The 24,900-nt window shown below is 62.2% G+C and carries 22 protein-coding genes; 8 read left to right on the top strand and 14 right to left on the bottom strand.

The genetic code is table 11. From position 1 onward, the window contains the following. Nucleotides 1–17 precede the first annotated feature (17 nt). From ccoP (OEJ36_RS22850) to ccoN (OEJ36_RS22885), 8 genes are all read right to left on the bottom strand, one after another. Entirely contained in the window at nt 18–992 is a 975-nt protein-coding gene (gene ccoP, locus OEJ36_RS22850) for a cytochrome-c oxidase, cbb3-type subunit III (protein ID WP_263403483.1), read from the bottom strand. Next, entirely contained in the window at nt 989–1,177 is a 189-nt protein-coding gene (locus OEJ36_RS22855) for a CcoQ/FixQ family Cbb3-type cytochrome c oxidase assembly chaperone (protein ID WP_031288830.1), read from the bottom strand. The genes ccoP (OEJ36_RS22850) and OEJ36_RS22855 overlap by 4 nt, the downstream gene beginning before the upstream one ends. 5 nt (nt 1,178–1,182) lie before the next feature. Further along, complete coding sequence (gene ccoO, locus OEJ36_RS22860; RefSeq protein ID WP_043243475.1) at nt 1,183–1,794, bottom strand: cytochrome-c oxidase, cbb3-type subunit II; 612 nt, start codon at nt 1,792–1,794, stop codon at nt 1,183–1,185. After that, entirely contained in the window at nt 1,794–3,233 is a 1,440-nt protein-coding gene (ccoN, locus tag OEJ36_RS22865; RefSeq protein ID WP_263403484.1) for a cytochrome-c oxidase, cbb3-type subunit I, read from the bottom strand. Before ccoN (OEJ36_RS22865) ends, ccoO (OEJ36_RS22860) begins: the two co-directional genes overlap by 1 nt. Before the next feature lie 433 nt (nt 3,234–3,666). Continuing rightward, nucleotides 3,667–4,605 (bottom strand): cytochrome-c oxidase, cbb3-type subunit III, encoded by a 939-nt coding sequence (gene ccoP, locus OEJ36_RS22870; protein WP_263403485.1) that lies wholly within the window; start codon nt 4,603–4,605, stop codon nt 3,667–3,669. Next, complete coding sequence (locus tag OEJ36_RS22875) at nt 4,602–4,787, bottom strand: CcoQ/FixQ family Cbb3-type cytochrome c oxidase assembly chaperone (RefSeq protein WP_021222190.1); 186 nt, start codon at nt 4,785–4,787, stop codon at nt 4,602–4,604. Before OEJ36_RS22875 ends, ccoP (OEJ36_RS22870) begins: the two co-directional genes overlap by 4 nt. 6 nt (nt 4,788–4,793) lie before the next feature. Next, nucleotides 4,794–5,405, bottom strand: coding sequence for a cytochrome-c oxidase, cbb3-type subunit II (gene ccoO / locus OEJ36_RS22880; RefSeq protein ID WP_021222189.1), 612 nt, complete (start codon nt 5,403–5,405; stop codon nt 4,794–4,796). Nucleotides 5,406–5,416: 11 nt separating this feature from the next. After that, nucleotides 5,417–6,841: a cytochrome-c oxidase, cbb3-type subunit I gene (gene ccoN / locus OEJ36_RS22885; RefSeq protein WP_263403486.1), complete on the bottom strand. Its 1,425-nt coding sequence runs from the start codon at nt 6,839–6,841 to the stop codon at nt 5,417–5,419. Between the two features lie 45 nt (nt 6,842–6,886). On the opposite strand from ccoN (OEJ36_RS22885), the gene OEJ36_RS22890 reads away from it, so the two are divergent. Then, entirely contained in the window at nt 6,887–7,570 is a 684-nt protein-coding gene (locus OEJ36_RS22890; RefSeq protein WP_411861042.1) for an alpha/beta fold hydrolase, read from the top strand. A 260-nt stretch (nt 7,571–7,830) separates the two neighbouring features. Here the strand turns inward: OEJ36_RS22890 and OEJ36_RS22895 are convergent, their stop codons facing one another. The 3 genes from OEJ36_RS22895 to prpR all read right to left on the bottom strand — a co-directional run bounded on the left by OEJ36_RS22895 (nt 7,831) and on the right by prpR (nt 13,172). Continuing rightward, nucleotides 7,831–9,402 carry an RNA-directed DNA polymerase gene (locus OEJ36_RS22895; protein WP_263403488.1) on the bottom strand — a complete coding sequence of 524 codons (1,572 nt, stop codon included), beginning with the start codon at nt 9,400–9,402 and terminating at the stop codon, nt 7,831–7,833. Between the two features lie 354 nt (nt 9,403–9,756). After that, complete coding sequence (locus OEJ36_RS22900; protein ID WP_263403489.1) at nt 9,757–10,884, bottom strand: PIN domain-containing protein; 1,128 nt, start codon at nt 10,882–10,884, stop codon at nt 9,757–9,759. 332 nt (nt 10,885–11,216) lie between these two features. Continuing rightward, nucleotides 11,217–13,172, bottom strand: coding sequence for a propionate catabolism operon regulatory protein PrpR (gene prpR / locus OEJ36_RS22905; protein ID WP_263403490.1), 1,956 nt, complete (start codon nt 13,170–13,172; stop codon nt 11,217–11,219). Nucleotides 13,173–13,370: 198 nt separating this feature from the next. Between prpR and OEJ36_RS22910 the strand changes: the two genes are divergently transcribed. From OEJ36_RS22910 to OEJ36_RS22940, 7 genes are all read left to right on the top strand, one after another. Continuing rightward, nucleotides 13,371–14,429, top strand: a complete 1,059-nt coding sequence (locus OEJ36_RS22910) for a phosphotransferase family protein (protein WP_263403491.1) — start codon at nt 13,371–13,373, stop codon at nt 14,427–14,429. Further along, nucleotides 14,426–14,782, top strand: a complete 357-nt coding sequence (locus tag OEJ36_RS22915; RefSeq protein ID WP_263403492.1) for a DUF6285 domain-containing protein — start codon at nt 14,426–14,428, stop codon at nt 14,780–14,782. The genes OEJ36_RS22910 and OEJ36_RS22915 overlap by 4 nt, the downstream gene beginning before the upstream one ends. A gap of 53 nt (nt 14,783–14,835) precedes the next feature. Further along, nucleotides 14,836–16,008 carry an acyl-CoA dehydrogenase family protein gene (locus OEJ36_RS22920; RefSeq protein ID WP_184488837.1) on the top strand — a complete coding sequence of 391 codons (1,173 nt, stop codon included), beginning with the start codon at nt 14,836–14,838 and terminating at the stop codon, nt 16,006–16,008. Next, nucleotides 16,008–16,775 (top strand): SDR family NAD(P)-dependent oxidoreductase, encoded by a 768-nt coding sequence (locus tag OEJ36_RS22925; RefSeq protein WP_263403493.1) that lies wholly within the window; start codon nt 16,008–16,010, stop codon nt 16,773–16,775. The genes OEJ36_RS22920 and OEJ36_RS22925 overlap by 1 nt, the downstream gene beginning before the upstream one ends. Nucleotides 16,776–16,882: 107 nt before the next feature. Next, nucleotides 16,883–18,553, top strand: coding sequence for an acyl-CoA synthetase (locus OEJ36_RS22930; RefSeq protein WP_411861043.1), 1,671 nt, complete (start codon nt 16,883–16,885; stop codon nt 18,551–18,553). A gap of 186 nt (nt 18,554–18,739) precedes the next feature. Continuing rightward, nucleotides 18,740–19,792 carry an AraC family transcriptional regulator gene (locus tag OEJ36_RS22935; protein ID WP_263403494.1) on the top strand — a complete coding sequence of 351 codons (1,053 nt, stop codon included), beginning with the start codon at nt 18,740–18,742 and terminating at the stop codon, nt 19,790–19,792. Nucleotides 19,793–19,797: 5 nt separating this feature from the next. Beyond that, nucleotides 19,798–20,847, top strand: coding sequence for an AraC family transcriptional regulator (locus OEJ36_RS22940; RefSeq protein WP_263403495.1), 1,050 nt, complete (start codon nt 19,798–19,800; stop codon nt 20,845–20,847). Nucleotides 20,848–21,193: 346 nt separating this feature from the next. Here the strand turns inward: OEJ36_RS22940 and OEJ36_RS22945 are convergent, their stop codons facing one another. From OEJ36_RS22945 to OEJ36_RS22955, 3 genes are all read right to left on the bottom strand, one after another. Further along, nucleotides 21,194–22,105: an NAD(P)-dependent oxidoreductase gene (locus OEJ36_RS22945; RefSeq protein WP_263403496.1), complete on the bottom strand. Its 912-nt coding sequence runs from the start codon at nt 22,103–22,105 to the stop codon at nt 21,194–21,196. A 29-nt stretch (nt 22,106–22,134) separates the two neighbouring features. Next, a complete protein-coding gene (locus OEJ36_RS22950) occupies nt 22,135–23,514 on the bottom strand; it encodes an aspartate aminotransferase family protein (RefSeq protein ID WP_263403497.1) in 1,380 nt (459 codons plus the stop codon). A gap of 94 nt (nt 23,515–23,608) precedes the next feature. Then, entirely contained in the window at nt 23,609–24,862 is a 1,254-nt protein-coding gene (locus tag OEJ36_RS22955; RefSeq protein ID WP_263403498.1) for an aspartate aminotransferase family protein, read from the bottom strand. Nucleotides 24,863–24,900: the final 38 nt, after the last annotated feature.

Here is a 24,900-nt window from a genome sequence, read left to right on the forward strand (position 1 = left end):
GCATGGCAGGCTCGGCGTTACTTGCTTTCGGTCTCTGCGGCGTTCTTGTGCGACAGACTGTAGACGTAGGCGGCAAGCAGGTGAACCTTGTCGTTGCCCAGGTGTTCTTCCTGAGCCGGCATGGTGCCCTGGCGGCCGTAACGAATGGTCTGCTGCAGCTGAGCGAAGCTGCTGCCGTAGATGAACGCGCCCGGGTGGGTCAGGTTCGGCGCGCCCATTGCCGGGGTGCCCTTGCCTTCCGGACCGTGGCACGCCACGCAGTTGGCAGCGAAGATCGCCTTGCCGGCTTCCGGATTGGCGTTGGCGTCCTTCGGCAGGTCGCGGCCATCCAGGGTCACGCGGACGAAGGCGGCGACATCACGTACGCCTTGTTCGCCGATGACTTCACCCCAGGCCGGCATGATGCCGTGGCGGCCGCCAAGGATGGTGGCCTTGATGGTTTCGGCCTCACCGCCCCAGCGCCAGTCGGCGTCGGTCAGGTTGGGGAAACCATAGGAGCCCTTGGCGTCGGAACCGTGGCAGACCGAGCAGTTGGAAGCGAACAGGCGACCACCCATTTTCAGGGCTTTCTCGTCCTTGGCCACTTCCTCGATCGGCATGGCAGCGTACTTCTGGAACAGCGGGCCGTATTGCTTATCGGCCTTGTCCATTTCCTTTTCCCACTGGTGGACACCGGTCCAGCCGGGCTGGCCGTCAGCGAAGGCCTTGCCTTCGGTGACTTCGCCGTAGCCGGGGAAGATGCCTTTCCAGTTGCCCATGCCCGGGTACAGGACCAGGTAGCCGACGGCGAAAATCAGGGTGCCGACGAACAGCATGAACCACCACTTGGGCAGCGGGTTGTCATATTCCTCGATACCGTCGAAGGCGTGGCCGACGGTTTCTTCGGTGCTTTCCTGGCGCTGGCCTTTGCGGGTGGCAAAGATCAGCACGGTCAGCGCCACCAGTGTGGCGCTGGTGAGCAGGGTTACGTACCAACTCCAGAACGTGGTCATTCGCTCTTACTCCTAGAAGCTTCTTCGTCGCTCTTGGTGTTCGCTGGCTTGTCGTCTGCGAAGGGCAGGTTGGCAGCTTCGTCGAAGCTGTCCTTGCGCTTGCTGTTGTATGCCCAGAGCACGACGCCGATGAAGGCGACGAACACCAGGATGGTTCCCAGCCCGCGGAGAGTCTGGATATCCATCATGCTTACCGTTTGTTCTTGATCGAGGTGCCAAGGCCTTGAAGGAACGCGACCAGCGCGTCCATCTCGGTCTTGCCCTTGACTGCGTCTTTGGCGCCGGCGATGTCATCGTCGGTGTAGGGCACGCCTACGGTACGGAGAGCTTCCATCTTGGCGGCAGTGTGCTTGCCGTCGAGTTTGTTCTCCACCAGCCACGGGTAGGACGGCATCTTCGATTCCGGAACCACGTTGCGCGGGTTGTACAGGTGCGCGCGGTGCCAGTCGTCGGAGTAGCGGCCGCCTACGCGGGCCAGGTCCGGACCGGTACGCTTGGAACCCCACAGGAAGGGGTGGTCCCAGACGCTTTCGCCGGCGACGGAGTAGTGACCATAACGCTCGGTCTCGGCACGGAACGGACGGACCATCTGCGAGTGGCAGCCTACGCAGCCTTCGCGGATGTAGATGTCACGGCCTTCGAGTTCCAGCGCGGTGCGCGGCTTCATGCCTTCGACCGGGGTGTTGGTGACGTCCTGGAAGAACAGCGGAACGATCTGCACCAGACCGCCGATGCTCACGGCGATGACCATGAACAGCGCCAGCAGACCTACGTTCTTCTCGACTAATTCGTGTTGCTTCATTAGTGAGCTCCTTGCGGGATCTGGGCAGCGGCTTCGTATTCGGACGGCTTGGCGGCACGCACGGTGCGCCAGGTGTTATAGGCCATCAGCAGCATGCCGGTGACGAAGAACGCGCCGCCGATCATGCGTACCAGGTAACCGGCATGGCTGGCTTCCAGAGCTTCGACGAAGGAGTAGGTGAGGGTGCCGTCTTCGTTGACCGCACGCCACATCAGGCCTTGGGTGATGCCGTTGACCCACATCGAGGCGATGTAGAGAACGGTACCGATGGTGGCCAGCCAGAAGTGGGCGTTGATCAGGCCGACGCTGTGCATCTGCTCGCGACCGAAGACCTTCGGAATCAGGTGGTACAGCGAACCGATGGAAATCATCGCTACCCAGCCGAGGGCGCCGGCGTGTACGTGGCCGATGGTCCAGTCGGTGTAGTGGGAGAGGGCGTTGACGGTCTTGATCGCCATCATCGGGCCTTCGAAGGTGGACATGCCGTAGAAGGCGAGGGAAACCACCAGGAAGCGCAGGATGGGGTCGCTGCGCAGCTTATGCCAGGCGCCCGACAGGCTCATCATGCCGTTGATCATGCCGCCCCAGCTCGGAGCCAGCAGAATCAGGGACATCGCCATGCCCAGGGACTGGGCCCAATCCGGCAGAGCGGTGTAGTGCAGGTGGTGCGGACCGGCCCAGATGTACAGGGTGATCAGCGCCCAGAAGTGCACGATGGACAGGCGATACGAGTAGATCGGACGCTCGGCCTGTTTCGGAACGAAGTAGTACATCATCCCCAGGAAGCCGGTGGTCAGGAAGAAGCCCACGGCGTTGTGGCCGTACCACCACTGGATCATCGCGTCGGTCGCGCCGGCGTACACGGAGTACGACTTGAAGGCGTAGACCGGGATTTCCGCGCTGTTGACGATGTGCAGGAGCGCAGTCACCAGGATGAAGGCACCGAAGAACCAGTTGCCCACATAGATGTGCTTGGTCTTGCGCTTGACGATGGTGCCGAAGAACACGATTGCGTAAGTGATCCAGACGATCCCCAGGAGGATGTCGATCGGCCACTCGAGCTCAGCGTATTCCTTGGAGGAGGTGTAACCCAGGGGCAGTGTGATCACTGCCAGCACGATCACGGCTTGCCAGCCCCAGAACGTGAAGGCTGCCAATCCATCGGAAATCAGCCGGGCCTGGCAGGTACGTTGCACCACGTAGTAGGACGTGGCGAACAGGGCGCAACCACCGAAGGCGAAGATCACCGCGTTGGTATGCAAGGGGCGCAGACGGCCGAAGCTGGTCCACGGAAGGTTCAGGTTGAGTTCCGGCCACACGAGTTGTGCGGCGATGAACACGCCTAGACCCATCCCAATGACCCCCCAGATCACCGTCATAACGGCGAACTGGCGGACCACCTTATAGTTATAAGCAGTCTGACTGATTGCTGTGCTCATGCTAGGGGTTCCACGGTTAATGGAGTTTTTCGGGGGACAAAAAAGCGGCGGCAGTATGGAGAAAGAGGGTAGTCATTGCAACGACACATGCCGACACAATCACCCTTTCAGAGCCCTCGTGGCAAGGATTCCAGCCGGGTCGCCCGGGGTCTGGTGGAGCACTTCGAACCGGGGGCGAGGAGGGGGAACCGCCTTGTCCTCATGACCGATGAGGATTATTCAGCAGCGTAGACGATGAGCTTTGGGGGGGAAGGCAGCTGGTCGGGAGGGGTGCGACATTGGGTCGCACTATATATAAGGAGGGGCTGGGGAGGGGTGGACACATCCTTGTGTCCGTGTTGCCCGTCTTGCGTTGGGCTGCCTTTGCGCGGCTCCGTCCGGTGCCTTTCGGTCCGGCCGGTGTGGCGACGCCTCCTTGCGTCGCCGGTTCGGATCACTCGCTGGCTACTTTCTCGCCGTCCTTGCGGGACAGGCTGTACACGTAGGCGGCAAGGATGTGCACCTTGTCCTGGCCGAGGTATTGCTCCTGGGCAGGCATCTGGCCGTTGCGGCCGTAGCGGATGGTCTGTTGCAGCTGGGCCAGGCTGGAACCGTAGATCCAGGCGGCCGGTTGGGTCAGGTCCGGAGCACCCATGGCTGCAGTGCCGTGGCCTTCTTGACCGTGGCAGGCGGTGCAGGTGGTGGCGAACATGGCTTTACCGGCTTCCACGTCGGCTTTCACATCTTCGGGCAGCTTCAGGCCGGCCAGGTCCTGGCGAACATAGGCCGCGACGTTCTTCACGCCTTCATCACCCAGCACTTCACCCCAGGCCGGCATGGCAGCCATGCGACCGTGGAGGATGGTGGCCTTGATGGTTTCGGCGTCGCCGCCCCAGCGCCAGCTGCTGTCAGCCAGGTTGGGGAAGCCCACTGCGCCCTTGGCGTCCGAGCCGTGGCAGATGGAGCAGTAGGTGGCGAACAGGCGGCCGCCCATTTTCATGGCTTGCGGGTCCTGGGCGACGGCTTCCAGCGACATGGCCGAGTACTTGGCGAAGATCGGGCCGTACTGTGCGTTGGCCTTGTCCACTTCACGCTGCCATTGCTTCTCCTGGGTCCAGCCACCTTCGTAGCCGGGGAACAGGCCGGTCCAGTTGCCCAGGCCGGGGTAGAGCACCATGTAGCCGATGGCGAAGACGATGGTGCCCACGAACAGCATGAACCACCATTTGGGCAGCGGGTTGTCGTACTCCTCGATACCGTCGAAGGCATGGCCCATGGTCTTGTCGACCGTGCCCTTGGCCTCGCCCTTGCGGGTGGCGAACACCAGCCAGAGCAGCGCCACCAGGGTGAAGAGGGTGAGCAGGGTTATGTACCAGCTCCAGAAAGTGGTCATTCGTGTGTGCTCCTAGAAACATTCCGGTCTTGCAGGCTGGGCTCGGCGTCATCGCCGAAAGGCAGCAGCGCGGCTTGCTCGAAGTCAGCCTTGCGCCGGCCGCTGTAGGCCCAGCAGAACACCCCGATCATCGCGACCAGCACCAGCAAGGTGCCGAGGCCGCGCAGTATTCCAACGTCCATGGCGCCTTACCTCTTGGTCTTCAGGCTGGTGCCGAGCACCTGCAGGTAGGCGACCAGGGCGTCCATCTCGGTCTTGTCCTTGACCGCCTCGGAGGCACCGGCGATGTCCTCGTCGGTGTAGGGCACGCCCAGGGTCTTCATGGCGCTGAGCTTGGCGGCGGTGTCCTTGCCGTCGAGCTTGTTCTCCACCAGCCACGGGTAGGCCGGCATCTTCGACTCCGGTACCACGTTGCGCGGGTTGTAGAGGTGCGCGCGGTGCCAGTCGTCCGAGTAGCGGGCGCCGACACGGGCCAGGTCCGGGCCGGTACGCTTGGAACCCCACAGGAAGGGATGGTCCCAGACGCTTTCACCGGCGACGGAGTAGTGGCCGTAACGCTCGGTCTCGGCGCGGAACGGGCGGATCATCTGCGAGTGGCAGCCTACGCAGCCTTCACGGATGTAGATGTCGCGACCTTCCAGTTGCAGCGCGGTGTAGGGCTTCATGCCTTCGACCGGGGTGTTGGTGACGTCCTGGAAGAACAGCGGGACGATCTGTACCAGACCGCCGATGCTGACTGCCAGGATCATGAACAACGCCATCAGGCCGACGTTTTTCTCGATGACTTCATGCTTTTTCATCTATCGATTCCTCAGGCGATCTGGGCGATGGCGTCGTATTCGGCCGGCTTGGCAGCCTTCACGGTGCGCCAGGTGTTGTAAGCCATGAGGAGCATGCCGCTGAGGAAGATCGCGCCGCCGATCATGCGCACCACGAAGCCGGGGTGGCTGGCTTCAAGCGCTTCGACGAAGGAGTAGGTCAGGGTGCCGTCCTCGTTCACTGCGCGCCACATCAGGCCCTGGGCGATGCCGTTGACCCACATCGAGGCGATGTAGAGAACGGTGCCGATGGTGGCCAGCCAGAAGTGGGCGTTGATCAGGCCGACGCTGTGCATCTGCTCGCGACCGAAGACCTTCGGAATCAGGTGGTACAGCGAACCGATGGAAATCATCGCTACCCAGCCGAGGGCGCCGGCGTGTACGTGGCCGATGGTCCAGTCGGTGTAGTGGGAGAGGGCGTTGACGGTCTTGATGGCCATCATCGGGCCTTCGAAGGTGGACATGCCGTAGAAGGCCAGGGAGACCACCAGGAAGCGCAGGATCGGATCGTCGCGCAGCTTATGCCAGGCGCCCGACAGGGTCATCATGCCGTTGATCATGCCGCCCCAGCTCGGCGCCAGCAGAATCAGCGACATCACCATGCCCAGGCTCTGCGCCCAGTCCGGCAGCGCGGTGTAGTGCAGGTGGTGCGGGCCGGCCCAGATGTAGACCGCGATCAGCGCCCAGAAGTGGACGATGGACAGGCGGTAGGAGTAGACCGGGCGACCCGCCTGCTTCGGAACGAAGTAGTACATCATCCCCAGGAAGCCGGCGGTCAGGAAGAAGCCCACGGCGTTGTGGCCGTACCACCACTGGATCATCGCATCGGTCGCACCCGCATAGAGCGAGTAGGACTTGGTCAGGGTGACCGGAATCTCCAGGTTGTTGATCACGTGGAGAATGGCCACGGTGAGGATGAAGCCACCGAAGAACCAGTTACCGACGTAGATGTGCTTGGTCTTGCGCTTCATCACCGTGCCGAAGAACACGGCGGCGTAGCTGACCCAGACGATGGTGATGAGAAGGTCGATCGGCCATTCCAGCTCGGCGTATTCCTTGGAGCTGGTGAAACCCAGCGGCAGGCTTACGGCGGCCAGGACGATCACCAGTTGCCAACCCCAGAAGGTGAAGGCAGCGAGTTTGTCCGAGACCAGGCGGGTCTGGCAGGTGCGTTGGACGGCGTAATAGGAGGTGGCGAACAATGCGCAACCACCGAACGCGAAAATCACCGCGTTGGTGTGCAAGGGTCGCAAGCGCCCAAAGCTGGTCCAGGGCAGGTTGAAGTTGAGCTCCGGCCAGGCTAGCTGGGCAGCTATGAGAACGCCGAGCCCCATCCCGACGATTCCCCAGACCACCGTCATAATGGCGAACTGGCGGACCACCTTGTAGTTGTAGGCGGTACTGACTGCTGTGTTCATGTTTGTGGGCTTCCGTACACGGTTTCTTGGAATTGCGTGCGAAGCATGGTGAAAGCCCCTTCAAGTCCTATTGATTTGGATCAACGGACGCCGTCCACCGGAGATTTCCCTATGTTGTTGTGGAACCGGCCTTCGGGCCCTATCGAGAGCACATTGGTGCTGGCCCATGGCGCGGGAGCGCCGATGGACAGCGCCTTCATGGACGAAATGGCGCAAAAGCTTGCCGGGCGCGGCATTGCGGTGGTTCGTTTCGAGTTTCCCTACATGGCTGCGCGGCGTGAGGACGGGCGCAAACGCCCGCCGAATCCCCAGGGGCAATTGCTCGATCACTGGCGTGCCGTGCATGCCGAGGTGCGACAGCAAGTCACGGGGCAATTGGCCATCGGTGGCAAATCCATGGGCGGTCGCATGGCCAGCCTGCTGGCCGACGAGCTGGGCGCGGATGCGCTGGTCTGCCTGGGTTATCCCTTCTATGCCGCCGGCAAACCGGAGAAACCCCGGGTCGCGCACCTGGCCGAACTGAAGACCCCGACCCTGATCATCCAGGGCGAGCGTGATGCCCTCGGCGACCGCACCGCCGTCGGCGGCTATGACCTGTCATCGTCGATCCGGCTGCACTGGCTGACGTCGGGCGATCACGACCTCAAGCCGCTCAAAGCTTCCGGCTTCACCCATGAGCAGCACCTGGACAGCGCTGCGGGCGAGATTGCGAGCTTCCTGAGGGCCTGATCGGCCCTGTTGCGGCTGGGCAGCCCGCAGACTATGGCGTCGGATCAGCATCAGGGAAGGACGACACAGTGGGTGCATCACACGAGCGTTTACCGGCACTCATTTTCCCTTGCGCTGTCTTCTGTCACTGGAGCGGTGCGCGCAAGCATCCAGTCAAGACCGAGAGTAGGTGCCGGCAGCAGGTAGCTATCGGCCTAAAGCTACCGTTCGAAGCGACCAAGATCATGAGTTAGTAGCGCCTCCAATATCCAATAAGCTGGCTACGTTGGACATCCGGCCAAGACCCAAGCACACACCCATTTATCCGTATGAGTTAAAGATGGATTTTGCTTAATGAATTTTAGATATTTTTCAGACTCATCTTTTGACAATATATTGAGCGCATGGATGTAAGCTCTTCTGTCCCACGATGCTGAGGTCAAAATTTTCTGCTTCGCCTCTTTTGCCCATGCAATGTTTCCTTCCAGTAATGCAGCTGCGGCCGCGCTTGTAGGTGTGCCTTGATAAACATAGCGTCGAATGTTTTGGTCGGTTAGAAACTGTGCCTCACGGGTAAAAAGCCACTCCATCCAAATCCTCATACTTCGATTGCTTATTCTGTTGGTTTGGCACAGGGTTGATAGTAGCGGCAAAATCTCTTTAATTTCTGCTGTTGGCAAGGAAGCCAAGTACAGGCAAACGTCATTGATCACGGGCTTGTAAAACTCTATATCCTCTAGTATGGGTTTTGCTATCTCGGGTACTTGTCCATGCTTAGCCCTTCTAATGATGGCCCTCAAGACGGCGAGATCTATATAGCCAAAATTCCGAACCCTTAAAAGGGCATCCAATAACGATGCTCCTAGATCCTCGCCATCATCGTCTTCGTCGTCGCTTTCCTCGTAATACTGCCCATGCTCATCATATTCTTGGTGGTCTTCGTACTCATTGTCCTGTTCTGATTCATATGTGCCATATTGGTTTCCGGCTTCAATCTCATTCAGGATATCAAGCTTGTCCATTTGATACTGGTTTTGAAGCTCTTCTTGCAGAAATTGAGCGGACGATCTAATGGAGGTTTTTTCTGAAACTAGACCGAGCCTGTGTTGGTCGTGAAGATAAATCACTAGGTTTTCGAGAATCTCTGAAAGCTGCTCTTCCGAATCCGAAAATATACGTATGTCGTCTACATAGCGAACATGCTCGACGTGATGGTTGGATATGAATTGGTCAACATCAAGAAGAATTGCCTCTGCCAAAATTATTGAAGCTGCAGGCCCTACTGGTATGCCTTGAGATGCTTTGTTGTTTAGTCGAGATAAGAAGCTCTCGATCTCCCTGCCAGTGCCTGCGGGTGCTCCGACCGAGTCAATTACGTTGCCTACTCGATGAAGATATATTTGATTGTAGAAGTCACTAATGTCTGTAGAAAGCACATATTCATAAATCCCACCTAGCCTCTCGCAGCTTTCTCTATATGCAGGAAAGCCAGATCCCTTCGAGAAATAACTATTTTCATCAACCTCAATTCGGTAGGAGCATGCAATGGATGGTAGCATTCGCGAGTTTTCGATTTTTTCGGCCACTAGATATATTAGGGCTGTATATATTAGAGAGTCTAAGGGCTCAAGTTGATGAACGATTCGGTATCCTCCGCGCGCCTTAGCCCAAGGAAGAACTTTCGGATTGCTGGTGTGCGCTCCAGCTAATGAGGCTGCGAGGAGATAGCTTTTAACCTCGGCCCAAGAATTCCATAGCGCATAAAATTCAAAAGGCTTCGGATAAAAATCAGTGTCGTAAAAAGCTGTTATATGATTGCGGGCAAATTCTAGAGATGCATCGGTCAAAACCACAGCCACACTCCTCAGTTTTTACTAATTTCCAGTCAGCCCCTTCGTTACGGCTGTGAACTGGCTGCCCATACAACTCGTAGAGCTTAGCACCAGCCGATGAATAGCAGCCCAAGACGTGGCGGAGATTAGTTGGCCGGTTATGGCTCTTCCGCGAAAACACTTGGAGGTAGTCACTGCCGCGACAGGCAATGCGACTCTAGGAGTAAGGTAGTCTGGAGGTCTCCTCGGATCGAGCGTCCGGCTTTTTCATCTCGCCACAGGTATTTATGGCTGAGATATTGCCAGCCACGACGGGCTGCTGGCGGCCATCAGGAGCGGCTAGCGGCAAGCAGCAGGTCGTCATGGGCTGTATACCTAGTGATCTTCTGTCACGCTCCGAGTTGGCTCGTTTGGTGTAATTACCCCCAAGTCTAAAGTCGTTTTCACGTCGAAACTAACTTCGACATCAATAGATTCGCCTGTTATCTTGATAATTGAAGTCGTGGATATAGGCAAAAAGTGATAGTAGCTATTGCGGCCAATATAGCTTTCGTTGTCATCAAAAAAATCAACATCCACGGCGACATGGCATACGGTGTCTAACTCAAGCGCCCAAATCGTCTTGCTTAAATCATCCCGGATTTTTCCAAATGCTTTATCCTCCCTGTGGGTAATGGAGACAATTTTTATGTCTGCACAGCGAGCATTGTAGAAATAATTGGTTCTGGCGGTAAAAAGTAACTCGTGCTTGAGTCTTTCGATCAGATTATCGCTAATTGCTGCTTTGAGGTCTCCGTCATCATTGAATCTCTGGAGCTGTAAAGAGCGCTGGCTAGCGATCTCCTTGGCATCGGTTTCTATTGAATTTATCAGCGAAAATGCAGTTGTTAGGTCTGGGATGCAGTGAAGTCTTTTATTTTTAGAGTTGCTGCAGAATTTAATCCAATCCTTGTCGGAGGAAACGACTAGAATGCCTCTGTTCTCTGCATATGCTTCCAGGCTTAGAAGCGCCACAGCATCAGGGAATTCGTGTTTCTTATCGTTGCTTTTGTGGAAGGGTGGGTTGTTATTAAAATAAAGCTCAAAAATATTCCTGATGGATATTTCTTCGTAGAATGCTAGCTCGGCATTTGTGGCTAGAAAAAAATCATTTATTTCATAAAAGGCGATTTGCTCTGGGGTCGCCCTTGCTTCGAGTTCTTCACGTATTTCATCAGCTAAATCATCACTCAAATGCTGAGCTACGAGCGAAAATGCGTCATTAACTCGCTTATGTCTTGCACTGTGCATTTCAAGTATATGTTTTTCTATCTCATCGCGAACCAGCTCGGTGACAATCAGTTGGATGTTAGAGTTTTTTATCTGTCCAAACTGTGCTAGAAGCCCCTTCCTGAAAGTTCTACCGTTCCTGTCAAATATTTGTGTATCAAAGGTGATTGCAGTGATAGCGCCTGAAATAAGCATCTCGCGCAACTCTTCAAAGTATTCAGGTTTAATACTCATGATTTCTTCATTGGCCACAGACAAAGCCCCACAATACCGCAATGCCACGATAGATGAGTAGAAGTAACTCAGGCTGAGTAAACCTACTGTGCCCCCGTAGGAGCTTCAATCCATCGTGCGGCCAACTGTGGCTGTACGCTGGCTGGTACTCTAGGCGATCGACAGCAAAGGAGCGAAAGTTATCTTCATAGGACAGCTGCTTCTGGCCGTTAACTGCCCTTTGTGATCAACCGCAAACAGCGAATGGAGTCGGGAAAACTACAAGCTAGCAGCTCGCTCCTTGCCTCTGACGTCGTGTCTGATACAGCTGAAAGAGCCCACTCACGCCCCACCTAATCTGCCGAACGAAGCCGCCGCCATAGCGTGGTCCGACTGATCCCCAGTCGGCGCGCCGCTTCGTCCAGGTTGCCCTGACAGCTTTCCAGCGTTTCCTGTATGTGTTGCAGCTGCGCGGTTTTGCCGATGGTGTGCAAGTCCTCCTTTGTGCGCGGTCGCTGCTTCTCGGGGGCTGGCTGCGTCAGGCCTTCCCGCAGTTCGGGCAGGACGCGAGCCAGGTACTGCTCATCCACGCCATGCTCGTGGAGGATTTCGTTAGCGGAGAGCATTGCTCGCTCGATGACGTTCTCCAGCTCCCTGACGTTCCCTGGCCAGGCGTGGCGCAAGAGGTACGGTTGCAAGGCCTCGGTGATGGCGGCCGCGCCCGTGGGTTGGCCCTGGGCCAGCAGGCGCTGGCTGATGCCCCGGCAGATCAGGGGGATGTCTTCGGGGCGTTCGCGTAGAGGGGTGGTCTGCAGGCGAAGGATGTTGAGCCGGTAGTACAGGTCGGTACGGAACTCGCGCTCGTTCATGGCTGCACTGAGGTCCTTGTGCGTGGCGGCAATGATGCGCACGTCGATGGCAATCGGCTCGGTGCCCCCCAGGCGCAGGACCTCGCGCTCCTGCAGCACGCGCAGCAGGCGGGTCTGCAGCGACACGGGCATGTCGCCGATCTCGTCGAGGAACAGCGTGCCTCGGTGCGCGGCTTCGAACAGGCCTGGCTTGCCGCCCTTGCGTGAGCCGCTGAAGGCGCCTTCCTCATAGCCGAACAGCTCGCTTTCCAGCAGGGACTCGGGAAACGCGGCGCAGTTGATGGCGACGAAGGGACTTTTCCAGCGTGGGCTTTCGTTGTGGATGCCCTGGGCCAGAAGCTCCTTGCCGGTGCCGCTTTCGCCGGTGATGAGGATGGTCGATTGGCTGGTGGCGAAGCGCTTGGCCAGTTGCAGCATTTCGCGGTTGGCCTTGCTGTTGCCGTCCAGCTGGTCGAGCCGATAGCGGGCGGCGAACGCGCCGGGACGGCGGGTGGAGCGGATGCGTTGGTCGGCGCGCTGCACGGCCGTGATGTCCTGGCAGGTCAGGACCAGGCCGGTGCGTTCGCCGTTCTCCAGGATGGGCAGCAGGTTGCTGACCACCGCGTGCGAGCCGAGGCGGATCACCCGGTTTTCCTCGCTGGCGCCACCTTGCAACGCCTGCTGCAGGTCCAGCTCCGGGCACAATTGCTCCAGCGGTCGCCCCAGCGCGGCACTGATCGGCAGCTCCAGCAATTGGGCGAGGGCCGGATTGAGCGACTGCACCACGCCCTGGTTGTCGACCGCCGCGACGCCAGCGGGGATGTGTTTCAGCACGGCATCCAGATGCCGTCGCTTGGCGATCTCGATGCGTTGGCTGTCGAGAATGCCCATGGCTTCCTCCAGGGCCTTCCGCGCGGTGTCCTCGCTCAGCGAAAGCACGCCATGCAGCCCTGCCTGTTCCGCCAGCTCCACCACCGTCGATGAGCCGATGATGCTGCGACAGCCCAGCCGGGCCGCCTGTTCCACGGCCTGGCGGGCCTCTTCGAGCGAGGTGTAGGCGGCCTGGTGAATCTGCACCGTGAAGAGCGTGGCCATGGTCTGCAGGTCCTGATTGATGCGCCTATAACTGATCACGGCCACCTGCGAGGAGATTTCACTGGCCTGCCCCAATGCCCGGAGCAGGTCGCCGCCGCCCACTCGCATCGCCAGGACCGGGCGCGTCAGGTGTTTACGCAGGTAGGCGGCGGTGGCCCCGGCGCAGACGAACACATCGACCTTGCCCGTCTGCTCCAGTTCGCGGGCGGTCTGCAACGCTTCGGTCACCGAGGTATCGAGGACCTCGATATGGGTGTCGGGATAGTCCGGCGTCAGCCTGGTGACCACATGGGCGAGCCGGCTGCGTTGCTGGGGGCGTTGCAGGTGGCTTATCAGCACGACAACCTGGGAGGAGGGAGGGTTCATGGCTGAGTCTGTTCATTGTTGAAGTGTTTCGATACTGAATGAATGGATTGCATAGTTGCAACGACAGGCTTGTCGCTACGCTCCCTGGGAACGCCCAATCCCAGGCTGCATGAGGCCTGCAGCGGACTCTCGGGAAATTGGCCCAGGGTTTGCTCCCGGGTGTCTGCCCATCAGAACCCAGGCAGAGTCCCCCGATCCATGAGCAGTTCTCCAACGATTTCTCCGGCCAGCGATACGCCGGAGGCCCGGTCCGACGATCACCGCCTGGCCGACTTCATCCGCGAACAGGCCTCGGCCACGCGGGTGGTCATCCAGGCCCGCAAGCGCCTGAGCGGTGGCGCCATCCAGGAAAACTGGCTGCTGGACCTGCAGATAGAAGGCGGCCCGTGGGCCGGTTCCCGGCGTTGGGTGCTGCGCAGCGATGCCCTCTCCGCGCTTCCCGCCAGCCTCGATCGCGAACAGGAGTTCGCCGTGTTGCAGGTGGTGCACCAGGCAGGTGTGAAGGTGCCACGCCCGCTCTGGCTATGCCGCGATGTTCGCGTCCATGGCCGGGTGTTCTTCCTGATGGAGTACGTGCCGGGTATCGCCGCCGGGCGGTTGCTCAGCGCGGGCGCTGGGGCCCAGGGCCAATCGCGGCTGGCGGCGCAGCTCGGTGCCAACCTGGCGCGTCTGCATCAGGTCCGCCCGCCGTGCGCCACGCTGGATTTCCTGCCCATGCCGGACAGCTCGCCGGCGCTGGTGACCATCCAGGCCTATCGCCGCTACCTCGACACCCTCGCCGATGCCTATCCGGTGCTGGAGTGGGGGTTGCGCTGGTGCGAGCTGCAGGCTCCGCCCAGCAGCGATCTGTGCCTGCTGCACCGCGACTACCGCACGGGCAACTACCTGGCCAGCGAGCAGGGCCTCGAGGCCGTGCTGGATTGGGAATTCACCGGCTGGGGCGACCCTTGCGAGGACCTGGGCTGGTTTACCGCCCCCTGCTGGCGCTTCACCCGGCCCGACCTCGAAGCGGGTGGCATCGGCGTGCTGGAGGATTTCCTGCAGGGCTACCACGGGCTGTCCGCTCTGCGCATCGAGCGCAGCCAACTGCATTACTGGCAGGTCATGGCCACCCTGCGCTGGGCGGTGATCGCCCTGCAGCAAGGTCAGCGCCACCTCTCCGGTGAAGAACCTTCCCTCGAGCTGGCATTGACTGCACGCCTGTTGCCCGAGCTCGAACTCGACATCCTGAACATGACTGGAGCCGATGCGCCATGACCCAGCCGAATGCCGCTGAACTGCTCGACATTGCCCGCCAGACGCTGCTGGAGCAGGTCTTGCCGGCCTCGCCCGGCGAGCTGCGCTATCCGGTGCTGATGATCGCCAACGCCATGGCCATCGCCGCCCGGGAAAGCCGCGCCAAGGCGGTGCTCGACGACCAGGAGCGGACGCGCCTGGCGGCCCTGGTGGATGGGGCGCCCGCCACCTTGCCCGAGACCCGCCGCCAGTTGGCGGGCGCGATCCGCGCCGGTGCACATGATGCCCCGCACGCCCGTCGCAACCTGGTTGGCGCCTTGCGCGCAATCACGCTCGCCCAACTGGCGATCAGCAATCCCAAGGCCGTGCCCTGAGCACGGCTGGCCACACCCACTTCTCACGACCGACTCGCCCCACAAGGACAACCATGAACTTCTCCCTCCCGGACGAACTCCTGGCGCTGCAGGCCAAGACCCGAGACTTCATTGCGGAACAGGTAATCCCCTTTGAAAACGACCCCCGCCAGGGCGCCCACGGCCCCAGTGACGCCCTGCGCCTGGACCTGCTGGACCGCGCACGCGATGTGGGCCTGCTGACCCCCCATGCCAGCCGCGAGATGGGCGGCCTGGGGCTGAGCCACGTGGCCAAGGCCATCGTTTTCGAAGAGGCCGGCTACTCGCCCCTGGGCCCGGTGGCGTTGAACATCCACGCCCCGGACGAAGGCAACATCCACTTGATGGACGTGGTCGCCACCGAGGCGCAGAAGGACCGCTGGCTGCGGCCGCTGGTCCAGGGGCGTGCCCGCTCGTGCTTCGCCATGACCGAGCCGGCGCCGGGCTCGGGCTCCGATCCGTCGATGCTGCGCACGACTGCCACCCGCGACGGTGACGACTACGTGATCAATGGCCGCAAATGGCTGATCACCGGCGCCGAGGGGGCCGACTTCGCCATCGTCATGGCGCGCATGGAAGACGGCACGGCGACCATGTTCCTCACCGACATGCAGCGTGAGGGCATCGTCCACGAGCGTCAGCTGGATTCATTGGATCGCTGCTTCACCGGCGGTCACGGCCAACTGCGCTTCGATAACCTGCGGGTGCCGGCGAGCGATGTACTGGGTGAGATCGGCAAGGGCTTCCGCTACGCCCAGGTGCGCCTTGCGCCTGCGCGCCTGACCCACTGCATGCGCTGGCTCGGTGCCGCGCGCCGTGCCCACGACATCGCCTGCGACTATGCGCGCACTCGCGACGCCTTCGGCAAGCCGCTGGGCGAGCACCAGGGCGTGGGCTTCATGCTGGCCGACAACCAGATGGACCTGCATGTGGTGCGCCTGGCGGTCTGGCACTGCGCCTGGGTGCTCGACCAGGGCCAGCGGGGCAATGTCGATTCGAGCATGGCCAAGGTGATCAGCTCCGAGGCGCTGTGGCGGGTGGTGGATCGCTGCATGCAGGTGCTGGGCGGGCGTGGAGTGACCGGGGACACGGTGGTGGAGCGCATCTTCCGTGACATCCGCCCGTTCCGCATCTACGACGGCCCGAGCGAAGTGCACCGGATGAGCCTGGCGAAGAAGCTGCTCGGCCAGCGCCCGGGGAGCCACTGATGCAGCCCGACCTGGTTCGACTGTTCTCCCTCGACGGTCGCCGTGCCCTGGTGACCGGCGCCTCCAGTGGCCTGGGCCGACACTTCGCCATGACCCTGGCCGCCGCGGGCGCCGAGGTGGTGGTGACGGCCCGGCGCCAGGCGCCGCTACAGGAACTGGTGGAGGCCATCGAGGGGGCGGGGGGACGTGCCCGTGCCTTCGCCCTCGATGTGACCTGCCGCGAGGATATCTGCCGGGTGCTCGATGCCGCGGGCCCGCTGGATGTGCTGGTCAACAACGCCGGGGTGAGCGACAGCCAACCCTTGCTGGCCTGCGACGATGACAGCTGGGATCGCGTGCTCGATACCAACCTCAAGGGCGCCTGGGCCGTGGCCCAGGAAAGCGCCCGGCGCATGGTCGCGGCGGGGAAGGGCGGCAGCCTGATCAACGTCACCTCGATCCTCGCCAGCCGTGTGGCCGGCGCCGTTGGCCCCTATCTCGCGGCCAAGGCCGGCCTGGCTCACCTAACCCGGGCCATGGCCCTGGAGCTGGCGCGCCACGGCATACGGGTGAACGCCCTGGCGCCGGGCTATGTGATGACCGACCTGAACGAGGTCTTCCTGGCCGGCGAAGCGGGGCAGAAGTTGCGTGCGCGTATTCCCAGCCGGCGTTTCAACCAGCCGGCGGACCTCGACGGAGCCTTGCTGCTGCTCGCCAGCGACGCCGGACGGGGCATGAGCGGTAGCGAGATCGTGGTCGATGGCGGCCATCAGTGCAGCAGCCTGTAGGCGCCGCGGTGACTGGCCCTGCGGCGCCGGCGTTCGCCGGGGTGCAGGGGCGGTCAGGACAACAAGAAACAGGAGATGGATATGTGCGTGCAACCCCTGGACTGCCCATGGACGAGGTGCCTGGCATGATGACGCCGAGCTTCGAACACGAACTGGCCCCCAACGCGGCCAACCATGTGCCGCTGTCGCCACTGTCGTTTCTCAAGCGCGCTGCGCAGGTCTACCCGCAGCGCGACGCGGTGGTCTATGGCGACCGCCGCTACAGCTACCAGCAGCTGCACCAGCGCAGTTGCGCCCTGGCCAGCGCCCTCGAGCGGGTCGGCGTACAGCCGGGCGAGCGGGTGGCGATCCTGGCGCCGAACATCCCCGAGATGCTGGAGGCGCACTACGGCGTACCCGGTGCCGGGGCGGTCCTGGTGTGCATCAATATCCGCCTGGAGGCACGCAGCATCGCGTTCATCCTGCGTCACTGCGAAGCCAGGGTGCTGATCTGCGACCGTGAGTTCGGCGCCGTGGTCCACCAGGCGCTGGCGATGCTGGAGACGCCGCCTTTGCTGGTGGGCATCGACGATGCCCAGGCCGAGGGCGGCGACCCGGTAGCTGATCTGGACTACGAGGGCTTCCTGGCCCAGGGCGACGCCAACCGACCGCTGACTGCACCGCGCAACGAATGGCAGTCCATCGCCATCAACTACACCTCCGGTACAACCGGCGATCCCAAGGGCGTGGTCCTGCACCACCGCGGCGCCTACCTGAATGCCTGCGCCGGCGCCCTGATCTTCCAGCTGGGGCCGCGCAGCGTGTATCTGTGGACCCTGCCGATGTTCCACTGCAACGGCTGGAGCCACACCTGGGCCGTGACCCTGTCGGGTGGCACTCATGTATGCCTGCGCAAGGTGCAGCCGGAGGCCATTCACGCCGCGATCGCCGTGCACGGCGTGACCCACCTGAGTGCCGCACCGGTGGTGATGTCGATGCTGATCCATGCCAAGCATGCCGGCGCGCCCGGCGGGCCGGTGTCGGTCATTACCGGCGGCGCCGCGCCCCCCAGCGCAGTGATTGCCGCCATGGAGGCGCTCGGCTTCAGCATCACCCACGCCTACGGCATGACCGAAAGCTACGGCCCCAGCACCCTGTGCCTGTGGCAGCCGGGCGTCGACGAGCTGCCGCTGGAGGACCGGGCCCGGTTCATGAGCCGCCAGGGCGTGGCCCACCCGATGCTGGAGGAAGCCACTGTGCTGGACGCCGACACCGGCCAGCCGGTGCCCGCTGACGGAACCACCCTGGGCGAGTTGGTGGTGCGCGGCAACACGGTGATGAAAGGCTACCTGCATAACCCGGAGGCGACCCGCAGCGCCCTGGCCGACGGTTGGCTGCACACGGGTGACCTGGCCGTGCTGCATCCGGACGGGTATGTGGAAATCAAGGACCGGAGCAAGGACATCATCATTTCCGGAGGCGAGAACATCAGCTCGCTGGAAATCGAAGAGGTGCTCTACCAGCACCCCGGGGTGATCGAGGCCGCTGTGGTAGCGCGCCCGGATGCGCGCTGGGGCGAGACCCCCCAGGCCTTCGTCACCCTGCGTGCCGATGCCCGGGCAACGACCACGGGTGACGATCTGATTCGCTGGTGCCGCGAGCGCCTGGCGCATTTCAAGGCGCCACGGCATGTAACGCTGGCAGAGTTGCCCAAGACCGCTACCGGCAAGATCCAGAAGTTCGTCCTGCGCGAGTGGGCCCGGCAACAGGCAGCGGAAACCGCAGACCACGCAGGCTGATCGAGCTGCCGTCGCTCGGTATGCGGCGACCGACCGGAAGGGTGATGCGTGGTCACCCTTCCGGCCAGCCGCCAGGCCGATCGAGTCTGCTGGATCATCCCGAGGAAAGGCTTCACATCATCCGCCAAAATCCAGGTAATCCATGCACCCGTCAGTGGCCAGAAATCGTGAGCCGGACCTTCAATGATGACGTCCTCCATCCTGGGTAGCGCGTTACTGGGTTTTGACGACTTCGCCCTCGCGCAAGGTCTTGAGCCCCATGCGCTGATGGCAGCGGTCTCGCTCGGCCCGGGCGACCTCGACGCGGCGATCGAAACCCGGCAGTTCAACCAGTTGCTGGCGTTGTGCGCACAACGTTCGGGCAATGGCCTGTTCGCGCTGCAGTTCGGCCTGGAGCATGGCATGCGCGGCATGGGGAGCCTGCTGCATGCCATTCAGGGCGCGCACACCGTCGGCGAGGTGGTGCACGCGTTGAGCCGGCATTCCCATGTGCTTGGCACTGCGGTGCAGTTCCGTATCGAACGGCATGCCGGCAGCGCACGGTTGCTCTACCAGGTCACCGATGCCGAGATTCCCTGCGTACGGCAGACCGTGGAATGGGCCATGGGCATGAGCGCGCAACTCATGCAGAGCCTGCTCAAGCACCTGTGGCGCCCCCAGGCCTTGCTCCTGCAGCATGGCGCGGCTGTGGCGCCGGCCGCCTACCGGTGTCTGCTGGGTGTGACACCGCGCTTCTCCAGCCTGGAGAACGCCTGGGTCTTCGCCCCCTCTCTCCTGGATACACGGCTCGCCGTACAGGATGAAAGGTTCATGCAGCTGACGCGGCAGCTTCAGGAAGAGCTGGCGGACATCAGCTTGCAGTCGCTGCCCCTCCACGTTCAACGGCTCATTCGCAACCGGATGCCCCACGGGCGCGTCACGGTGGAGCAGATCGCCATGGATCTGAATGTCAGCCCACGCAGCCTGCAGCGCTACCTGCTGACACAGGGCACGAGTTTCCAGGCGCTTCTGGACAAGACGCGCCAGGCGGTGGCCACACGCCTGATCCGCGATGCCTCGATCAGCCTGACGCAGGTGGCGGATTTGCTGGGGTACACCCAGCTCGGTGCGTTCTCCCGGGCGTTCAGCCGCTGGCATGGCGTCAGCCCGCAACAATGGAAACGCCAATTGCACCCGACGCTGGCGCTCGACCCCAGCGCCACGTGCCCCGCGTCGCCACCGCCATCCGCCGAGGTGTGACCCCTATGGCGACCGTTCCTTTCGTTCGGGCGATCAGCCTTACCGGGTTCCATGCGTTCGCTGCGGCGCAGGGACTCGATCCCGTGCAGATGCTCAGGCACATCGGCTTGCCGAGCCACAGCGTGCAGCACGAGGACGGCCTTTTCCCCTACCAGCAATATTGCGCCTTGCTGGAGGCCTGCAGCCTGCATTCGGGGAATGCGCTGTTCGGCCTGCAATACGGGTTGTTCCAGGCCCCCGGCGTCTTTGGCGATCTGCTCTACCTGCTGCGCAATACGCGCACGGTCGGCGAGGCGTTGCTGGAGTTACGCAACCACTACGCGCTCTACAACGGTGCCGCCGAGGTGGGGCTGGACCATCAAGGCGGGTGGGTCACCCTCAGCTATCACGTCCGTCAGTCGAACGTGCCCGGCGTGCACCAGGCCGAGGAGCTGGCCTGTGCGGTGGGCATTCAATTGATGCGGGCGCTGGTGGGGGAGCACTGGTTGCCCAGCGCCCTGTTGCTGAGGCACCCGGCCAGCACCGACACGGCCCTTTATGCCCAGGCCCTGGGCATGGCGCCGACCTTCGGTGCGCACTGTCTGGCCATGGTGTTCGAGCCGGCGATCCTGGACCGGCCCAATGCCGCCTCCGACGAGGCGTTGCACCAGGTGGTCGCCAGGCGAATGCAGCGCCTGGAGCCGCTCTCCAGCGACAACCTGTGCGACCAGATCAAGCAGTTGTTGCATCAGCTGCTGCCCGCCGGGCGGGCTACGGCGGACAGGGTGGCCAGTGTCATGGCGGTGACGCCGAACGAGTTGCGTCAGCTCATGGAGCACGAAGGACTGACTTTCCAGCAGTTGCTGGATGAGGTCCGGCAGTGCATGGCGCAAGCGTATCTTTCCAGGCCTTCGGTCAACATCGGCGAGCTGGCCACGATGCTCGGTTACTCCGATGCCAGCGGATTCTGCCGCGCCTTCCACCGCTGGTTCCACATGAGCCCGTTGAACTGGCAGAAGAGTCAGGGCATCCAGCGCCAGCCGCGTCTGCTGGGGCGAGGGCGCACGCGCCGGTAGGTGGGGCCGACCGGCGCCGAGAGCAATCAGCGCCGGGCCTCGTCCATCAATAGTGGCGGAAGATATCGCCTATGCTCGCGACCGGGTGCCCTGTGGGCACGGCCGTGCGATTCTCTACGTAAGGCTTCGGGGTATGGGTCGTCAGGAACAGGGCGAGCGCCAGGCCTGCCAGTAGAAAAGCAAAAGCACGCATAGGAACCTCCGGACTTATTGTTGTAATTGCCGTCGAGTCTGGTCCGTGGCGCCTGCGGAGACTTGATAAAGCGCGCCATTAAATGGGCCTTTGTGAGGCTGGCGTGGGCCTGGAAAGCCCCGTGATGACGGGGCGGGTCAGCGCCGGTTAACGCTAGGGTTGCGAGGGGAGGGCCGCTGCCGCGAACGCCTGGGTGGTGGCCACGATGTCCTGGTCGCCGTAACCCATCGACGTTGCACGCTGAGCCACCTGGCACACGGCGTCGAACACCGGCGTCCAGGCACCGGCTGCCTGCATGGCCTGGCCAATCTCCGCGAAGGCACTGGCGTGCACGTCGAGCCTTGCCTGGTCACCCGCGAAGTCCTGCTGCTCCAGGCGTTGCACGGCTTCCTCGAGTGCATCGGCGACGAAGAAGCGCGACGTGTCGAGAATCAGCCGGGCCATCTTGGCAGCGGGCATGCCAAATACCTGGCTCGTGCCCACGGCTTCGTAGAACGCCACCATCGCGGCAAACGAATGGGCATGCAGCAGGGCGGCGAACGCGTACGTTTCCTCCCAGGGCAGGAACAGGGTGTGGCCCGCCAGCACCTGCAGCAGTGCGCGATGCTGCTCGAAGGCTTCCCGCTCGCCGGTATGGATGCAGTAGCTTTCGGCGTGGCCGATGTTGCGCGGGTAGGCCACGATCATGCCCTTGACGTAGTGACCGCCCGCACGGTTGACGAGCGCCTGGAGCGCCATGCTCTCTTCCTGGGACTCGGTGGTGTAATTGACGATCGTGCGGTCGGCCAGTGCAGGGTTCACCTCGGCAGATTGCAGAACCTCGAGTACCGCCGCGTTGTCCAGAAGCACCAGGAGGATGACCGGGCTCGCCGCCAGCGCGGCGTGCGCACTGTCGCAGAGGTGGGCGCCGGCAGCCACGAGTGCCTGCGCCTTGTGGGGGGAGCGATTCCAGACCGCTACGCGTTTGCCTTGCTTGAGCAGCACTTGCGCCATGATCGTGCCCATGGCCCCAAGCCCCACGACGGATACGTCGAAGCCTGAACCGGTATCAACGGGGTTATGCATGATTCAACACTCCAGGTTCTTGTTTTTGTTTACAGAAGGTTCTGTGACCGGGCCCAGTCCGTCGCGTCAGCCAGCGCCCGATCGAATGCGCTGAAGATCGCGTCGAGGTCGTCTTGCGTGGTGATCAATGGCGGGCAGAAGGCGATCGTGTCGTAGATGGCGCGGATGATCAGCCCGTGCTTGTGTGCCTGCTTGAACAGGTAACCTCCCAACACGCCGGGCTGGGCGAACGGTTGGCCAGTGGCCTTGTTCGCCACTAGCTCGATAGCGCCCACCAGCCCGACACCCCGGACATCGCCTACCAGGGGATGGTCGGCGAATGCGCGCAGGCGGCGCTGGAATTCAGGGGCCAGACGCTGGACATGGCCCACCAGGTCGCGCTCTTCGATGATGCGGATGTTTTCCAGCGCCACGGCGGTGGCGACGGGATGGCCCGTACAGGTCAGCCCATGGGCGAAGGCACCCAGGCGCTGGCTCTGGCTGACCAGCACGTCGTGAATGGCGTCGGAAACCACCAGGGCCGCCAGAGGCTGATAGGAGGAGGTGAGCTGTTTGGAGAGCACCAGGATGTCGGGCTGGATGCCGTACAGCTGGGAGCCGAACATTGTGCCGAGCCTGCCGAAGCCGGTGACGATTTCGTCGACCACCACGAGGATGTCGTAGCGTTTGCACACCGCCTGGATCGCCGCCCAATAGCCTTGTGGCGGAGGGATCACGCCGCCCGCCGCGATCACCGGTTCGCCGATGAAGGCAGCGATGGTTTCCGCTCCCTCGGCCAGGATGTAGCGCTCCAGCTCATCCGCCAGGCGGGCCGAAAAGGCCTCTTCCGTTTCTCCGGGCCGGGCAAATCGATAGGCGTTCGGGCAGGTCAGGTGATGAACCGGGATGGCCGGCAGATCGAAGTCGCGATGAATCGACGGGATGCCGGTCAGGCTGGCGGAGGCCACTGTAGTGCCGTGGTACGCCTGCTGACGGGAGATGAACTTCTTCTTGTGCGGTTTGCCCAGCGCGTTGTTCACGTACCAGACCATCTTCACCATCGAGTCGTTGGCCTCGGACCCCGAGTTGGTGAAGAACACATGGTTCAGATCGCCGGGCGCCAGCTCGGCCAGTTTGGCGGCGAGCGCCGCCGCCGGGGCGTTGGTCTTGTGGCTGAAGCTGTGATAGTAGGGCAGCTGTTTGAACTGCTCGATGGCGGCGTCGACCAGCCGCTGTTCACTGAACCCCAGGGCAACGCTCCACAAGCCCGACATGGCTTCGATATAGGCGTTGCCCTGGTCATCGAAGACCCGCACGCCGTCCCCGCCGGTGATCACGAAAGGGCCTGTCTCACGGTGTTGCGCCAGGTTGGTGTAGGGGTGGATCAGCGAAGACAGATCGTTCTGCACGATCGAATTGACGTTGCTCATTGGCGTGATTTCCTGCCACGGACGGATTGTCTGCTGCCTGCGATGAGCCTGCGTGCGGCCTGTATCGGTACAGGCCGCACGCAGGCGTGTACCGTTACTGGCTAAGCGCTGCCGCGACCGATTCGCCGAACGCCTTGAGGCCCTGTTCGAGCTGGTCGGTGGGGGTGTTCACCGGCGGCATCAGTTTGATGATTTCGCCGTTCGGGCCGCAGCGGTCGACCAGCACGCCGGCTTGCAGCACCCGCTGCTGGGCATCCTTGGCGAAGGCCACGTTGCCGCGGCCGAAGTCGATGCCGGCGATCATGCCGCGGCAGCGCGCGGACGCTACGCCTGGGATCTCGGCGTAGCCGGCGACCGCACGTTCCATGGCCGCGCAGTTGTCGGCGAGCCGCTTCAGGAACGGCTCGTCGCGCCAGTAACCGAGCGCGATCTGGGCCGTCAGGAACGCCAGCTGGTTGCCACGGAAGGTGCCGATGTGATCGCCGGGTTGCCACACATCCAGTTCGGCGCGAATCAACAGGATCGCCATCGGCAGCCCGAAGCCGCCGATCGATTTCGCACAGGTGATCAGGTCCGGCACGACGCCGGAGCGCTCGAAGCCGAAGAAGTCGCCGGTGCGGCCGCAGCCCGCCTGGATCTCATCGCAGATGAGCAGCACACCGTGATCGGTGGTCCACTTGCGCAGCCGCTGCAACCAGGCGTTGGAGGCCGGGTAGACGCCCGCCTGGATCTGCACGGATTCCACGATCACGGCCGCGGGGATTTCCGAGCCGCTGCCCGGGTCGTTGGCCAGGCGCTCGAGGAAGCCGATGCTGTCGAACGCGCCGTAGGGGCTGTCTTCGTACGGCACGAACACCACGTCGCTGGACAGCCCGGGGCCCCGGCGAGTGCGGTTGCCGGTGACGGCCAGCGCGCCGGCCGTCATGCCGTGGTAGGCGCCATAGAACGAGACGACCTTGGTGCGCCCCGTGGCTTTGCGCGCCAGCTTCAGCGCTGCCTCGACGGCATCGGCACCGGTGGGGCCGGTGAACTGAACCTTGTAGTCCCAGCCGCGTGGCTTGAACAGGTCACGCTCGATCGACTCCAGGAACTGGCGCTTGGTGGTGGTGTGCAGGTCGAGGGCGTGGGTCACACCGTTGGACGACAGGTACGCGATCAGGGCATCGCGCATGCGCGGGTCGTTGTGGCCGTAGTTCAGGGCGCCGGCGCCAGCGAAGAAGTCCAGGTATTCGCGGCCATCCTCGCCGCGGATCGTGCTGCCCTGGGCGGTATCGAACACCAGCGGCAGGTCGCGGCAGTACATCCGCACGTTGGACTCGAGCCTCTCGAACGTCTCGATATTGTTCATGCATAACCTCTTGGAAATAGTGGGGGAGCTGTGCCTTG

Origin of the sequence: Pseudomonas sp. PDM13 (assembly GCF_025685765.1) — a bacterium.
GTDB lineage: Bacteria > Pseudomonadota > Gammaproteobacteria > Pseudomonadales > Pseudomonadaceae > Metapseudomonas > Metapseudomonas solani.